Below are 14,513 nucleotides of genomic sequence, written 5' to 3'. Positions count from 1 at the left end.
GTGCCTGCGTCAGAAGGTGAAGCCGAGGCGGAAGTGCAGGCGGAACTTCTTCGAGTCCACGCCATAGGCCAGGTCGGCCTGCACCGGCCCGACGGGGCTGCGCCAGCGCGCGCCCACGCCCACGCCGACCTTGGGCTTGAGCTCGCCGGGCTTGTCGGCCACGGCGCCCGCGTCGACGAACACCACGCTCTCCCATTCGGTGAGCTTGTTGTTGTAGACGAAGGGGCGCTGCCACTCCACGCTGGCCACGCCGAGGTAGCGGCCGGCCACGGTGGTGCCGTCGGCGCGCACGGTGCCGATCTGCTTGTAGCTGTAGCCGCGCACGGTGGTGTCGCCGCCGGTCAGGAACATCAGCGTGGAGGGGATCTGCGCGCTGTCCTTCGCCGACACGGCGCCGGCCTCCACGCGCAGCTGCAGGCGGCTGCGGCGCGCGCGCAGTTCCTTGTCCTCGGCCGAGCCCAGCGGCAGCACGCCGAGCCAGCGCGCGTAGGTACGGGTGAAGGGCACCTGCTCGCCGGTAAGCGTGTAGCCGGCCGCCACCTCGAGCGCGAGGCCGTAGCCGCGCGAGGGTGCGGAGTTGTCGTCGAAGTAGCGTCCGGTCCAGCCCCAGTTGGCCGTCACGGCCGAGGCCGAGGGCGGGGCGTTGATGCCGCGGTTCTGGGCGTAGTCGTACTGCAGGAAGTAGCTGCGGTCGATGTGGTCGCCCGACTTGCTGCGCCCGCCGCGCAGGCGCCCGCTGTCGACCACGTAGCTGCCCGACTGCTCGCTCTTGAGCTCGGCGCCGGCGAACCAGCGCCAGCCGTGGTCGTCGGGAATGGCCTTCAGCTCGGTGGACAGCGACTTGATGTCGTTGTCCACCGACAGCCGCGAGACGGCGCGCCAGCCCAGCAGCGGCACCTGGTTGTGGATGTGGTCGATCGACAGCCGCGGCCCGTTGTCGGTGGTGAAGCCCACGCCCAGCACCACCTTCTGCAGCGGCGCCTCGCGCAGCTGCGCGATGACGGGCGCGGCCAGCGGGTTGCCGCTGTCGGTGTCGAGCGTGAGGAACACCGAGTCATAGTAGCCGCTGCTGGCCAGGCGCTGCTGTGCGTCGAGCAGCTTCTGCTGGTCGTAGTCCTGGCCGCTGGGCAGGCGCGCGATGCGGCGCGCGCCGTCGGGGTCGTAGCGCTGGATGCCGCGCAGCACCAGCGGCCCGAACTTGTAGGCCGGGCCCGACTGGTAGGTGACGCTCAGTCGCGCCTCGCTGCGGTCGGCATCCACCTCGGCGCGGCTGATCGCGATGCTGCCGGTCGGAAAGCGCCTGGCGGTGAGGCTGCGCAGCGCCGTGGTCTTGGCGTCGTCCCAGGCCTGCTGGGTGAACGGCTGGCCGGCGCGCAGGGCCCAGGCGGTGCGGATGGTGTCGCGCTGCGACTCGGCGGCCGGGTCGTCGGCGATGGGGCCGGCATAGCTGATCTGCACGTTGCTCACCTTGGTGAGCTCGCCGGGCGAAACGTTGATGACGATCTCGCGCGGCGCCTTCTCGCCCTGCGGGGTCTCGTTGAGTTCGAGCGTCAGCGTGGGCGTGAAGTAGCCGAGCGTGGCGAGCAGCTCGCGCGCATTGGCCTCGGCGGCCACCATGAGGCGGGAGATCTCGGTGGCGCCCAGGTCGTCGAGCTCGCGGTAGCGCTGGAGCTCGAGATGCAGCCGGAGGTAGTCGCGCACGGCCTCGGGGCCGCGCACGTCGACGGTGAAGGCGTCGCGCTTGTCGCCGGGCTTCCTTTCGCCTTCCTTGCCGTCCCTGTCTGCGTCGGTGGTGCCGGCGCCGGCGCCGGCCGCGCCGCTGCGCACGAGGCCCGACACGGGTTTGTTTTCTTCGGCGGATTCCTTCTTCGGCAGCAGGCTGCAGCCTTGCAGAAGCAGGACGCCGCACAAAAGCAAAGCCGGCCACCACGCCGGCGAAGAAACAGGAACCGCCCTGACCATGGGCGGATTCTGACAGCAAGCCCGGCCGCTTCCTGAAGGGCGGGCCGGATCGACGGCATCGTCCTACTTGGACAGCATGCGCATCGCTTCCTCAAGGCCCCGCAGCGTGAGGGGATACATGCGGTTGGACATCAGCTGCTGCATCACCGCGATGCTCTGGCGGTACTGCCACACGCCCTGCGGCTCGGGGTTGATCCACGCGAACTTCGGGAAGGTGTGCGTCAGGCGCTGGATCCACTCGGCGCCGGCCTCTTCGTTGTTGTATTCGACGCTGCCGCCGGGCTGCAGGATCTCGTAGGGGCTCATGGTCGCGTCGCCGACGAAGATGAGCTTGTAGTCCTTGTTGTACTTGCGCAGGATGTCCCAGGTGGCGAACTTCTCGGAGAAGCGGCGCTTGTTGTTCTTCCACATGAAGTCGTACACGCAGTTGTGGAAGTAGAAGAACTCCAGGTGCTTGAACTCGGTCTTCACGGCCGAGAACAACTCCTCCACGCGCTGGATGTGCTCGTCCATCGTGCCGCCCACGTCCATCAGCAGCAGCACCTTGACGTTGTTGTGGCGCTCCGGCCGCATCTTGATGTCGAGGAAGCCGGCGTTGGCGGCGGTCGAGTGGATGGTGTCGTCGAGGTCCAGCTCCTCGTCATGGCCCTCGCGCGCGAACTTGCGCAGCCGGCGCAGCGCGACCTTGATGTTGCGCGTGCCCAGTTCCTGCGTGTCGTCGTAGTCCTTGTAGGCGCGCTGGTCCCACACCTTCACGGCGCTCCTGTTCTTGCCCGCGCCGCCGATGCGGATGCCCTGCGGGTTGTAGCCGCCGTTGCCGAAGGGCGAGGTGCCGCCGGTGCCGATCCACTTGCTGCCGCCCTCGTGGCGCTCCTTCTGCTCCTCGAAGCGCTTCTTGAGCGTCTCCATGAGCTCGTCCCAGCCCATCTTCTCGATCTTGGCTTTTTCTTCCGCCGTGAACTCGCGCTCCAGCGTCTTGCGCAGCCAGTCGAGCGGCACTTCCTTGGTGAAGTCGGTCAGCATCTCCACGCCCTTGAAGTAGGCGGCGAAGGCGCGGTCGAACTTGTCGTAGTGCTTCTCGTCCTTCACGAGGGCGGTGCGCGAGAGGTAGTAGAAGTCGTCGATGCCGTAGGCGCCGTCGGAGTTCGGCCCCACCACGTCGGCCTGCAGGGCCTCCAGCAGCGTGAGGTATTCCTTGACCGACACCGGCAGCTTGGCCGAGCGCAGGGTGTAGAAGAAGTCGATGAGCATGGGGCGCTCCTTCATTGTTTCTCGTGTGTGGCCGTCGTCGCGCGTCAGCCGCGCGGCTTGTCGAGCAGATACAGCAGCTGCGCCTTCACCTCGGGCCATTCGCCCGAACGCAGGCTGTACATGACGGTGTCGCGGATGGTGCCGTCGCGGCGCATCGCATGGCCGCGGATCACGCCGTCCTTCTTCGCGCCCAGCCGCTCGATGGCGCGCTGCGAGGCGAAGTTGAAGTTGTCGGTGCGCCAGCCCACCACGTTGCAGCCCAGCGCGTCGAAGGCATGCCCCAGCAGCAGCTTGCAGGTGGTGTTGGCATGGGTGCGCTGGCAGCGCGCGGCGTACCACGTGTAGCCGATCTCCACTCGCTTCACTGCGGGCAGGATGTCGTGGAAGCTGGTGGTGCCGAGCACGGTGCCGGTGGCCTCGTCGGTCACGGCGAAGGCGAAGCGGTCGGCGGTCTTGAGTGCGGTCTCGATGTAGGCGCGGGTGTTCTCCGGCTCGGGCACGGAGGTGACGCGCAGCTTCCACAGCTCGCCGTCGGCGGCCGCGGCGCGCAGTCCTTCCTCATGCGCGAGCGCAAGCGGCACCAGTGCGATGCCGCGGGCCTTCAGCGTGACGGGTTCGACGAATGCCATTTGTCCCTTTCCTCCGGGCTCGCAGGGCTCAGCCGCGCGGGTCGCCGTACTTGCCCGTGTACCAGACGCGCGCGGCCTGTGCGCCGGCGCCGCCGCCCAGGCCGATCAGCGCGATGCCGATGAGCTCGCGCTTGTTGTACTCGCCGCTGCCGAAGGCGTCGAGGCCCAGCAGCAGCCCGAGCCCGCGGCCCAGCAGCGCGCCCACCATGAACATCACGGCCTGGGCGATGCCCAGCTTCATGAGCTGTCTGGTGGAGTGTTTCTGGCTGCTCATGGCTCAGCGGTTGTTGCGCTGCATGAAGACGAGCTTCTCGAAGAGCGTCACGTCCTGCTCGTTCTTGAGCAGCGCGCCCACCAGCGGCGGCACGGCGACCTTGTCGTCCTTGCTCTGCAGGGCTTCGAGAGGGATGTCCTCGGCCACCAGCAGCTTGAGCCAGTCGAGCAGCTCGGAGGTGGAGGGCTTCTTCTTCAGGCCCGGCAGGTTGCGCACGTCGTAGAAGGTCTTCATCGCGGCCGCGAGCAGCTCCTGCTTGAGGCCGGGGAAGTGCACGCCGACGATGTGCTTCATCGTCTCGGCATCGGGGAACTTGATGTAGTGGAAGAAGCAGCGGCGCAGGAAGGCGTCGGGCAGTTCCTTCTCGTTGTTGGAGGTGATGAACACCACCGGGCGGTGCTTGGCGCGGATGAGCTCGCGCGTCTCGTAGCAGTAGAACTCCATGCGGTCGATCTCGCGCAGCAGGTCGTTCGGGAATTCGATGTCGGCCTTGTCGATCTCGTCGATCAGCAGCGCCACCGGCTGGTCGGCCGTGAAGGCCTGCCAGAGCACGCCCTTGACGATGTAGTTGTTGATGTCGCTCACGCGCTCGCCGCCGTCGAGGTCCTTGAGTTGCGAGTCGCGCAGGCGGCTCACCGCGTCGTATTCATAGAGGCCCTGCTGCGCCTTGGTGGTCGACTTGATGTGCCACTGCAGCAGCGGCAGGCCCAGCGACTGGGCCACTTCCTCCGCAAGCATGGTCTTGCCTGTGCCGGGTTCGCCCTTGACGAGCAGCGGGCGCTTGAGCGTGATTGCCGCGTTGACCGCGAGCATCAGGTCCTGCGTGGCGACGTAGTTGTCTGAGCCCTGGAATTTCATGAGTGCGATGAATGGAACGGATGGAACGAGGACGGGGGTGGAGAAAAGAACACACCCGATGTGCGTCGTGCAGCCTCAGGGTTGGCCTGCACAGGGTTCCAGGGGACCCCTGCATATAATCGAATGTTGATCCGAAAAACTGTACTCTCCACGAGATTGTGCGCGCAAAATGAACAAGTTGTTGACCACGATGTTTGCCCTTGCTGTCGCTTCCGTGACGGTCTCGGCTGAAGCCCAACAAGTCACTGGCAAGGCCCAGGACGGAGCAAAGAAGGTGCAGATGTGCGTGGGCTGCCACGGCATCATCGGCTACCAGGCCAGTTTTCCGGAGATCCACAAGGTGCCGATGATCGCTGGCCAGAGCGCCACCTACATCACGGCAGCGCTCACCGCGTACAAGGGCGGCGACCGCAAGCATCCCACCATGCGCGCCATCGCGGACACGCTCACCGAGCAGGACATCGCAGACATCGCCGCCTACTACAGCCAGCTCGGCCTGAAGGACGGCAGCGCACCTCCCGCCACGCTGGCCAAGGCCACGCCGGCCAACGTCGAGGCACTCATCACCCGCAACGCCGACAACAGCTGCACCAAGTGCCACGGCGCCAACTTCAACACGCCGAATGACGGCACCGTGCCCAAGCTGGCCGGCCAGCATGCCGACTATCTCTTCGTCGCGCTCAAGTCGTACCGCGTGAAGAACAACTCGCACCTGGGCCGTTCGAATGCGGTGATGGGCCAGCAGGTCGAGGAGAAGAAGTTCACCAACGCCGAGCTCAAGACGCTGGCCAGCTACATCAGCTCGCTGCCGGGCGAGCTGAAGACGGTGCCCGAATCGCGCATCCACCACGGCGCCGAGTAACCAAGTCGAGCGCTTCCAAAAACAAAAAAAGCCCGCTGATGCGGGCTTTTTCATGTCCGGGATTTCCCTGAGAGATCAGATGGATCAGACGTCGAAGAACGCCGTCTCGTCGGCACCCTGCATGCGGATGTCGAAGCGGTAGGTGACGGCCCCGCCTTGCTCCACGCGCTCGGCGATCAGCGTGTGGCGGCGCTCGGCGGGCACGCTCTGCAGCACCGCGTCCTTCGCGTTGGCTTCAGCCTCGTCGCTGAAGTAGATGCGCGTGAAGGCATGCAGCAGCAGGCCGCGCATCAGCACGATCGCGTTGATGTGCGGTGCCTCGCCGGGCGACTCGGCGCCGGGCTTGACGGTGTGGAACACGAAGCGGTTGCCTTCGTGCGTGCCGGTGCCGACACGGCCGAAGGCGCGGAAGCCCATGGCGCGTGCCTCTTCGGGCGTCTGCGGATAGCGGCCTTCGCCGTCGGGCTGGCTGATCTCGACCATCGCGTCGTTGATCGGGTTGCCGTCGCCATCGAGCACGCGGCCTTCGAGGCGGATGCGCTGGCCCTTGGCGCCGTCGAGCGCGAGCACCGCGTCGAAGGGCTGGTCGAAGTCGTAGCCGTATTGCGTGGCGGTGAGGCCGTAGGCGAAGTAGGGGCCCACGGTCTGCGAGGGGGTCTGGCCGAAGTCGGCTTCCAGTGCGGTCATCAACATGGTTTGCGTCTCCTGGCTCATCGATTTTCGAAAGGCGTCTCGTCTGCGCCGCGCAGCACGATGTCGAACTGGTAGCCCAGTGCGTAGCCGTCCTCGGTGATGTCGAGGCTGAAGTCGGCGATGAGGCGGTTGCGGTAGCGCTCGGGCGTACCGGTGATCATCGGGTCGTACTGGTGCAGCGGGTCGCCGGGGAAGTACATCTGCGTGACCAGGCGGCTCGCGAAGCTCTGGCCGAACAGCGACAGGTGGATGTGCTGCGGACGCCATGCGTTCGGGTGGTTGCCCCAGGGGTAGGCGCCGGGCTTGATGGTGAGGAAGCGGTAGCGGCCTTCGCTGTCGGTCAGGCAGCGGCCGGCGCCGAGGAAGTTGGGGTCCAGCGGCGCGTCGTGCTGGTCGACCTTGTGCACGTAGCGGCCGGCGGCGTTGGCCTGCCACAGCTCGACCAGCGTGTTGGCCACCGGGCGGCGGCGGTCGTCGAGCACGCGGCCGGTGAGGATCATGCGCTCGCCCAGCGGCTCGCCGTTCTTGCGCGCGTTGCGCGTGAGGTCGTGGTCGAACTCGCCGATGCTGTCGTGGCCGTACACCGGCTGCTGCAGCTCGCCGAGCGAGGCCTTCAGCGGGATGAGCGGCTTCTGCGGGCCGCGCTTCACGGTGGACTTGTAGCCGGGGTAGATGTAGCTGGGGTGGGCATCCCAGTCGCGCGGCGTGAGGATGGGCGAGTCGCCCTTGGTATGGGTCGGCATGAACGTTGTCTCCTGTCGTGGGACGCTTCGGAAGCCGCCACTGTAGAAGCGGCATCCGATGATGTAAATTGAAGATTGCTACGTTTTCAATAACCTGCAGGAATTGAAAGACCAACTCACCGATCTTCGCCAGGACTTCGTGCGCAACGTGCAGCTGCGGCACCTGCGCTGCTTCGTCACGGTGGCGCAGGAGCGACACCTCGCGCGCGCCGCCGGGCGGCTGGCGCTGAGCCAGCCGGCGGTGTCGAAGACGCTCTCCGAGCTCGAGGCCATTGCCGGCACGCGGCTGGTCGAGCGCAGCAACGCCGGGCGGCGCGGCGTGCAGGGCCTCACGGCCGCCGGCGAGCAGCTGCTGGCGCATGCGCTGCGCGTGCTGGAGGCGCTCGACGCCAGCGCGCAGGCCGTGGCGCCCGCGGCGGGCGAGCGCATCGAGCGGCTGCGCATCGGCGCGCTGCCCAGCGTGGCGCCGGCCCTGCTGCCGCAGGCGCTGGCGCGGCTGCGCGACAGCAGGCCATCGGTGCAGATCGTGGTGAAGAGCGCTGCCAACGCCGCCTTGCTCGACGAGCTGCGCGCCGGCGAACTCGACCTGGTGGTGGGCCGCATGAGCGATCCGCGCCTGATGGGCGGCCTGAGCTTCGAGCTGCTGCACACCGAGGCGCTGGTGTTCGCGGTGCGCGCGGGCCATCCGCTGGCGTACAAGGCGGCGTCGGTGCAGGCGGTGCTGGCCTATCCGCTGGTGGTGTACGGCGAGGGCACCAGCCCGCGCCACAACACCGAGAGCTTCCTGTCGGCGCGCGGCCTCGTGCTGCCGGCCAATGCGCTGCAGACGCTCGACGTGGCGGTGGCTCGTGCGCTGGCGGCAGTGTCCGATGCGGTGTGGATCACGCCGCTGGGTGCCGCGCGCGGCGAGCTGGACGATGGGCGCCTCGTGCGGCTGCGCATCGAGACGGCCGGCACGGAAGAGCCCGTCGGTCTGCTGCAGCGCAGCGACGCCGAGCCCTCGGCGCTGCGAGCCGCCATGGCCGTGCTGCTGCGAGAGGCCGCCAAGGAGCAGGGCGCGGTGCCCCCCGCAGCCAGGCGCAAGCGCAAGGGCTAACGTGTTTTCGCCAGGTGGCGCAGCGACACGAAGTGCGCGAAGCCTGGGGGTCAGTCTTTCGTTGCCCTGCGCTGCACGCAGGCCACGTAGCCTTCGCCATCGGGCGGGCGGCCCGCGCGCTGGCTCTCCCACATCATCTGGCCGAGGCACTCCATCGCCTCGTGATGCGCATGCAGCAGCGAGCCGCGTCGCGCAGCGAGCAGCTCGACCGCCTGGCGGATGCCGCGCGGCTGGTCGATGGAGCACTGCTCGCTGATCGACAGGTGCATCGACAGATGGAGGAACGGGTTCTCGCGTCCGTTCGATCCGTCGTACACCCGCGCCACCGCGGCGTCGGCGTCTGCAAGGTCCTCGTGGTACTCGGGGTGCTGGTCGATCCAGCCTGCTGCGATGGTCTCGAGCGCTTCCATCGGCAGGCCCTGCCGGTGCTTGGCGTAGACGTCGCAGAAGAAGCGGCGCACGTCTTCCTGGGAGGGGTTGAACATATCTATATAGAGGTGGCGAAAAGATGAAAGGGAGAGGCCGGCGAGAACGGTTTTTTCGGCGGCTTCGCGGCGCTTCGGATGTGTCGGACGTTCCGGGTACGCGGCGTTACTTCGTAACGTAACGAATCGCCAATTGACCTCCTTACGAGCTGTTTCCACACCCCGTCGAAGGTCCTGCAAAAAGAAAATTTTCCATACGAATCAACGAGTTGCGGTGTCCAAGGCAGCTTCGGAATGGAGCCCGGCAAAAGCGGCACGCTAGTTGCCCCTGAGTAGGCATCTTTTGTCACAGAGGCTGCCATGACCGCTCAACAAGCATCGACCAATTCGACCGAGGGACTTGCCGCCGCTGGCGCTGCCCCTGTGGTTCTCGCCCAGGCCACCGTCACTCCGCTGGGTACCCCCGGCGTGGTGAGCCCGGCCGCAGCTGCCGCCCCGGCCAGCATCGGCACATTATCGAACGCCACGCCCGGCGTCACCGTCATGCGCGACGGTGTCAGCATTCCCGTCGATGGCAATCAGACACTGATGGCCGGCGACCGCGTGATCGTTCCGCAGGACGGCCACGCCAACGTTCTCTTCCCCGGATCGGCCACCAACAAGGCCCCGCTCGCAGGTGTGTTCACCGGCGGCACCGACGCCACCATCGGCTCGACCAAGCTGCCCGGCGGCCTCGAACAGGTGAATGTCGATGTCGCCTCGGGCGACCTGCAGGTGACCCCGCCCGACAGCGACGCCGACGCCGCTGCCCTGGCCGTCACCAAGAAGCTCGCTGCCGGCAGCGGCATCGGCCTCGGTGAATTCGCGCTGGGCGCCCTCGGCGCCGCGGCGCTGGGTGCTGCACTGAGCGGTGGTGGCGGCGGCAGCGACAGCGCATTCCCGCTGCTCGTCGGCTCGGGCAATCCGACCAATCCTGGCGACTCCGATGCGGACGCCGACTCCGATGCGGACGCCGATGCTGATGCGGATGCGGACGGTGATGCAGATGCCGACGCAGACGCCGACGCAGATGCCGACGCCGATGCAGACGCCGATGCAGACGCAGATGCCGATGCCGATGCCGATGCAGATGCAGATGCCGATGCAGATGCAGATGCAGATGCAGATGCAGATGCCGATGCAGATGCAGATGCAGATGCAGATGCCGATGCAGATGCCGATGCAGACGCAGATGCCGACGCAGACGCAGACGCAGACGCAGATGCCGATGCCGATGCCGATGCCGATGCAGACGCAGACGCAGACGCAGATGCCGATGCAGACGCAGATGCCGACGCAGACGCAGATGCCGACGCCGATGCAGACGCAGATGCCGACGCAGACGCAGATGCCGACGCAGACGCAGATGCCGACGCCGATGCCGACGCAGACGCAGACGCCGACGCAGACCACCTCCTCGACCCGGGCGACGGCCTCGTCGGCCACGTCACCGACAGCCTCGGCAACGCGCTCGGCCTGGGCGACTCGCTCACTCCGGTCACCCATGCGGTCGACGGCCTCACCGACACGCTCGACGACGTGCTGGCGCCGGTTCTCGGCAGCGAGTTCACGCCGAACGATCCCAACCAGTTCGACCCGATCGACAACACCGTGGGCAGCGTCGCCGGCCTGCTGGGCGACTCGCTGAGCCCCACGCTCGACAACCTGCTGGGCGCCGGGGCCACCACCGCCATCCTCGGCACGGTGGTGGGTCAGGTCGACTACCTGACCGACGCGCTGAACAACGGCCTGAACAACCTCGTCGGCGATCACGGCATCGTCAGCGGCCTCACCGATGCGCTGGGCCTCGGCGGCGTCACCGACCAGCTGCTGGGCAACGACGGCGTCGTCGGCGGCCTGCTCGACAACGTGCTGGGCAATGGCAGCGTGGTCTCCGGCCTGCTGGCCGAAGACGGCGTCGTGGGCGGCCTGCTCGGACCCGATGGCGTGGTCGGCGGCCTGCTGGGCTCCGACGGTGCCGTGGGCGGCCTGCTGGGCAACGTGCTGGGCAGCGACGGCATCGTGGGCGGCCTGCTCGGCGACGGCGCCGTGGGCAGCCTGACCGGCGGCCTGCTGGGCGAAGACGGCCTGCTGGGCGGCCTGCTCGGCGACGGCAGCGCACTGGGCGGCGTCCTGGGTGACGACGGCCTCGTCGGCGGCCTGCTCGGCGGCGACGGCACCCTGGCCAACGTGCTCGGCAGCGGCGGCCTCACCGGCGAGCTGCTGGGCCACGGCGGCCTGGTCGACAGCCTGCTCGGCGAGCATGGCGCGATCTCCGGGATCATCGCCGACAGCCCGCTGGGCGGCCTGCTCGGCGGCGAAGGCGGCCTGCTGGGCGGTGCCGTCGGCGGCCTGCTCGGCAACGACGGACTGGTCGGCGGCCTGCTGGGTGACGACGGCCTCGTGGGTGGCCTGCTCGGCAACGACGGTCTCCTCGGCGGCGTGGTGGGCAATGACGGTCTGCTGGGCGGTGTGCTCGGCAACGATGGCCTGCTCGGCGGCGTGCTGGGCGATGACGGCATCGTCGGTGGCCTGCTCGGCAACGACGGTCTGCTGGGCGGCGTGCTCGGTGACGATGGCATCGTCGGCGGCCTGCTGGGCAGCGACGGTGTGGTGGGCGGCCTGCTCGGCGACAACGGCCTGGTCGGCGGTCTCCTGGGCGGCGACGGCCTGGGCGGCGTGCTCGGCGGCGACGGCCTTGCCGGCGGCCTGCTCGGACCCGACGGCGTGGTCGGCGGCCTGCTGGGCGACGACGGCATCGTGGGTGGCGTGCTGGGCAATGACGGCCTCGTGGGCGGCCTCCTCGGCGGCCTGCTGGGCGGCATCGGCAACGGCGGCACCCCCGGCACCGGCGACGCCCTGCTCGACCCGCTCGACAGCGTGGTCGGCGGCGTGGCCTCCGGCCTGAACAACGGCCTGCTGGGCGACCTGGGCCTGGGCGACGTGCTGGCCCCGGTGACCAGCGTCACCGACAGCGTGACCGACACCGTCGACGGCCTGCTGGCTCCGGTGCTCGGCTCCACCTTCACGCCCAACGACCCCAACGTGCTCGACCCGGTCGACGGCGTCGTCGACCAGGTGACCGACGGCGTGGGCGGCCTGCTGAGCCCGGTGACCGACCAGCTGCTCGGCGCCGGCACGACCAGCGCGCTGCTGAATGCGGTCGACACGCAAGTCGACTACCTGACCGACGGCGTGGCCAACCTCATCGGCGGCGATGGCCTGCTGGGCGGCGTCCTCGGTGGTGATGGTGGTCTCCTGGGCGGCGTGCTCGGCGGTGACGGCGGCCTGCTCGGTGGCGTGCTCGGCGACAACGGCGTGGTCGGCGGCCTGCTGGGTGGTCTGACTGGCGGCGACGCTGGTGGTCTGCTCGACGGCGTCCTGGGTGACAACGGCGTTGTCGGTGGTCTCCTGGGTGGTCTGACCGGCGGCGGCGCTGGTGGCCTGCTCGACGGCGTCCTGGGCGACAACGGCGTCGTCGGCGGCCTGCTGGGCGGCCTGACCGGCGGCGATGCCGGTGGCCTGCTCGACGGCGTCCTGGGTGACGACGGCCTGCTGGGTGGCCTGCTCGGCGGCCTCGGCGGCGGCACCTCTCCCGGCACCGGCGCTCAAGCCCTGTTGGATCCGGTCGACAACGTGGTCGGCGGCCTGGCGAACAGCCTGAACAACGGCGTGCTCGGCGGCCTGGGCCTGGGCGATGCCCTGACCCCGGTGGTCGGCCTGACCGACGGCTTGACCGACACGGTCGACGGCCTGCTGGGCCCCGTGCTCGGTACCGGCTTCGTGCCGAACGATCCCAACGTGCTGGACCCGGTCGACAACGTGGTCGGCCAGGTGACCGATGGCGTGGGCGGCCTGCTGAGCCCGGTGACCGACCAGGTGCTCGGCGCGGGTGCCACGGGCGCCCTGCTGGATCAGGTCGCCACGCAGGTCGACTACCTGACCGACGGCGTTGCCAACCTCGTGGGTGGCGACAACGGCCTGCTGGGCGGCGTGCTCGGCGGTGACGGCGGCCTGCTCGGTGGCGTGCTCGGCGACAACGGCGTGGTCGGCGGCCTGCTGGGTGGTCTGACTGGCGGCGACGCTGGCGGTCTGCTCGATGGCGTCCTTGGTGACAACGGCGTGGTCGGCGGTCTCCTGGGTGGTCTGACCGGTGGCGATGCCGGTGGTCTGCTCGACGGCGTCCTGGGTGACAACGGCGTTGTCGGTGGTCTCCTGGGTGGTCTGACCGGTGGCGATGCCGGTGGTCTGCTCGACGGCGTCCTCGGTGACAACGGCGTGGTCGGCGGTCTCTTGGGTGGTCTGACTGGCGGCGACGCTGGCGGTCTGCTCGATGGCGTCCTCGGTGACAACGGCGTGGTCGGCGGTCTCTTGGGTGGTCTGACTGGCGGCGACGCTGGCGGTCTGCTCGATGGCGTCCTCGGTGACAACGGCGTGGTCGGCGGTCTCTTGGGTGGTCTGACTGGCGGCGACGCTGGCGGTCTGCTCGACGGCGTCCTTGGCGACAACGGCGTGGTCGGTGGTCTGCTGGGTGGTCTGACCGGCGGCGACGCTGGTGGCCTGCTTGATGGGGTCCTGGGCGACAACGGCGTGGTCGGCGGGCTGCTGGGGGGGCTGACCGGCGGCGACGCTGGTGGTCTGCTTGACGGCATCCTGGGCGACAACGGCGTGGTCGGTGGCCTCCTGGGTGGCCTGACCGGCGGCGATGCCGGTGGTCTGCTCGACGGCGTGCTCGGCAGCGATGGCCTGGTCGGCGGTGTCCTCGGTGCCGTGACTGGTGGCGACGCTGGCGGTCTGCTCGACGGCGTGCTCGGCAGCGATGGCCTGGTCGGCGGTGTCCTCGGCACCGTGACCGGCGGCGACGCTGGCGGCCTGCTGGGCGGCGTGCTCGGCAGCGATGGCCTGGTCGGCGGTGTCCTCGGTGCCGTGACCGGCGGCGACGCTGGCGGTCTGCTCGACGGCGTGCTCGGCAGCGATGGCCTGGTCGGTGGCGTTCTCGGCACCGTGACCGGTGGCGACGCTGGCGGTCTGCTCGACGGCGTGCTCGGCAGCGATGGCTTGGTCGGTGGCGTTCTCGGCACCGTGACCGGTGGCGACGCTGGTGGCCTGCTGGGCGGCGTGCTCGGCAGCGATGGCCTGGTCGGCGGTGTCCTCGGCACCGTGACCGGTGGCGACGCTGGCGGCCTGCTGAACGGCGTGCTCGGCAGCGACGGCCTGGTCGGCGGTGTCCTCGGCACCGTGACCGGCGGCGACGCTGGCGGCCTGCTGAACGGCGTGCTCGGCAACGACGGCCTCGTCGGCAGCCTCCTGGGCCAGGACGGCCTGGTGGGCAGCCTGCTCGGCGGCCTGACCGGCGGCAACAGCCCGGTGGCCAACATCCTGGAGCCGGTGAGCGAGGTCGCCAGCAGCGTGACCGCCGCCGCGACGCCGATCGTCTCGACCGCGACCAGCGCCGTGCACGACGTGACGGCACCGGTGACCGACATCCTGGCCGGCACCACCTCGGCGGCCGCGCCGGTGGCGGAGGCAGTGAGCACCACGGTGAGCAGCGTCGACCACGCCGTCACCCCGCTGGTGACGGAAGTCGTGACGCCGATCACCAGCCTGGTCGAGCACGCGGTTTCGCCGGTGACGAACGTCCTGCACGGCCTGCTGGGCTGATCGGCCGGCGGACACCGGTA

11 protein-coding genes are annotated in these 14,513 nt (G+C 68.9%); 3 read left to right on the top strand and 8 right to left on the bottom strand.

Translation table 11 applies throughout. The features are described from left to right. Window positions 1–9 precede the first annotated feature (9 nt). From G369_RS0122100 to G369_RS0122080, 5 genes are all read right to left on the bottom strand, one after another. Window positions 10–1,962, bottom strand: a complete 1,953-nt coding sequence (locus tag G369_RS0122100; RefSeq protein ID WP_026346539.1) for an autotransporter assembly complex protein TamA — start codon at window positions 1,960–1,962, stop codon at window positions 10–12. Between the two features lie 63 nt (window positions 1,963–2,025). Then, entirely contained in the window at window positions 2,026–3,213 is a 1,188-nt protein-coding gene (locus G369_RS0122095; RefSeq protein WP_019656221.1) for a vWA domain-containing protein, read from the bottom strand. 44 nt (window positions 3,214–3,257) lie between these two features. Then, window positions 3,258–3,842 carry a GNAT family N-acetyltransferase gene (locus G369_RS0122090; protein ID WP_019656220.1) on the bottom strand — a complete coding sequence of 195 codons (585 nt, stop codon included), beginning with the start codon at window positions 3,840–3,842 and terminating at the stop codon, window positions 3,258–3,260. 28 nt (window positions 3,843–3,870) lie between these two features. Beyond that, complete coding sequence (locus G369_RS0122085; protein ID WP_019656219.1) at window positions 3,871–4,116, bottom strand: hypothetical protein; 246 nt, start codon at window positions 4,114–4,116, stop codon at window positions 3,871–3,873. A gap of 3 nt (window positions 4,117–4,119) precedes the next feature. Next, on the bottom strand, window positions 4,120–4,974 hold the full coding sequence (locus G369_RS0122080) for an AAA family ATPase (protein WP_019656218.1): 855 nt from the start codon (window positions 4,972–4,974) through the stop codon (window positions 4,120–4,122). Between the two features lie 169 nt (window positions 4,975–5,143). Here G369_RS0122080 and G369_RS0122075 point away from each other — a divergent pair, with 169 nt between their 5' ends. Continuing rightward, window positions 5,144–5,836, top strand: a complete 693-nt coding sequence (locus G369_RS0122075; RefSeq protein WP_019656217.1) for a c-type cytochrome — start codon at window positions 5,144–5,146, stop codon at window positions 5,834–5,836. An 84-nt stretch (window positions 5,837–5,920) separates the two neighbouring features. On the opposite strand, the gene pcaG is transcribed toward G369_RS0122075, so the two are convergent. Further along, window positions 5,921–6,523 (bottom strand): protocatechuate 3,4-dioxygenase subunit alpha, encoded by a 603-nt coding sequence (gene pcaG / locus G369_RS0122070; protein WP_208604401.1) that lies wholly within the window; start codon window positions 6,521–6,523, stop codon window positions 5,921–5,923. Window positions 6,524–6,546: 23 nt separating this feature from the next. Then, window positions 6,547–7,272, bottom strand: a complete 726-nt coding sequence (pcaH, locus tag G369_RS0122065; protein ID WP_019656215.1) for a protocatechuate 3,4-dioxygenase subunit beta — start codon at window positions 7,270–7,272, stop codon at window positions 6,547–6,549. A 103-nt stretch (window positions 7,273–7,375) separates the two neighbouring features. Here pcaH and G369_RS0122060 point away from each other — a divergent pair, with 103 nt between their 5' ends. Further along, window positions 7,376–8,368: a LysR substrate-binding domain-containing protein gene (locus G369_RS0122060; RefSeq protein WP_019656214.1), complete on the top strand. Its 993-nt coding sequence runs from the start codon at window positions 7,376–7,378 to the stop codon at window positions 8,366–8,368. A gap of 50 nt (window positions 8,369–8,418) precedes the next feature. Here G369_RS0122060 and G369_RS0122055 read toward each other — a convergent pair whose 3' ends face one another. Further along, on the bottom strand, window positions 8,419–8,853 hold the full coding sequence (locus tag G369_RS0122055; RefSeq protein WP_019656213.1) for a DUF1841 family protein: 435 nt from the start codon (window positions 8,851–8,853) through the stop codon (window positions 8,419–8,421). Between the two features lie 300 nt (window positions 8,854–9,153). Between G369_RS0122055 and G369_RS37365 the strand changes: the two genes are divergently transcribed. Continuing rightward, complete coding sequence (locus G369_RS37365) at window positions 9,154–14,493, top strand: hypothetical protein (RefSeq protein ID WP_019656212.1); 5,340 nt, start codon at window positions 9,154–9,156, stop codon at window positions 14,491–14,493. The last annotated feature ends 20 nt before the right edge of the window (window positions 14,494–14,513 follow it).

Origin of the sequence: Variovorax atrisoli 110B (genome assembly GCF_000382045.1) — a bacterium.
In the GTDB taxonomy this organism is placed as follows: Bacteria; Pseudomonadota; Gammaproteobacteria; order Burkholderiales; family Burkholderiaceae_C; genus Variovorax; species Variovorax atrisoli.
Note: the sequence above shows the minus strand (reverse complement) of the source record. Positions and strands in the feature narration are given on the sequence as shown.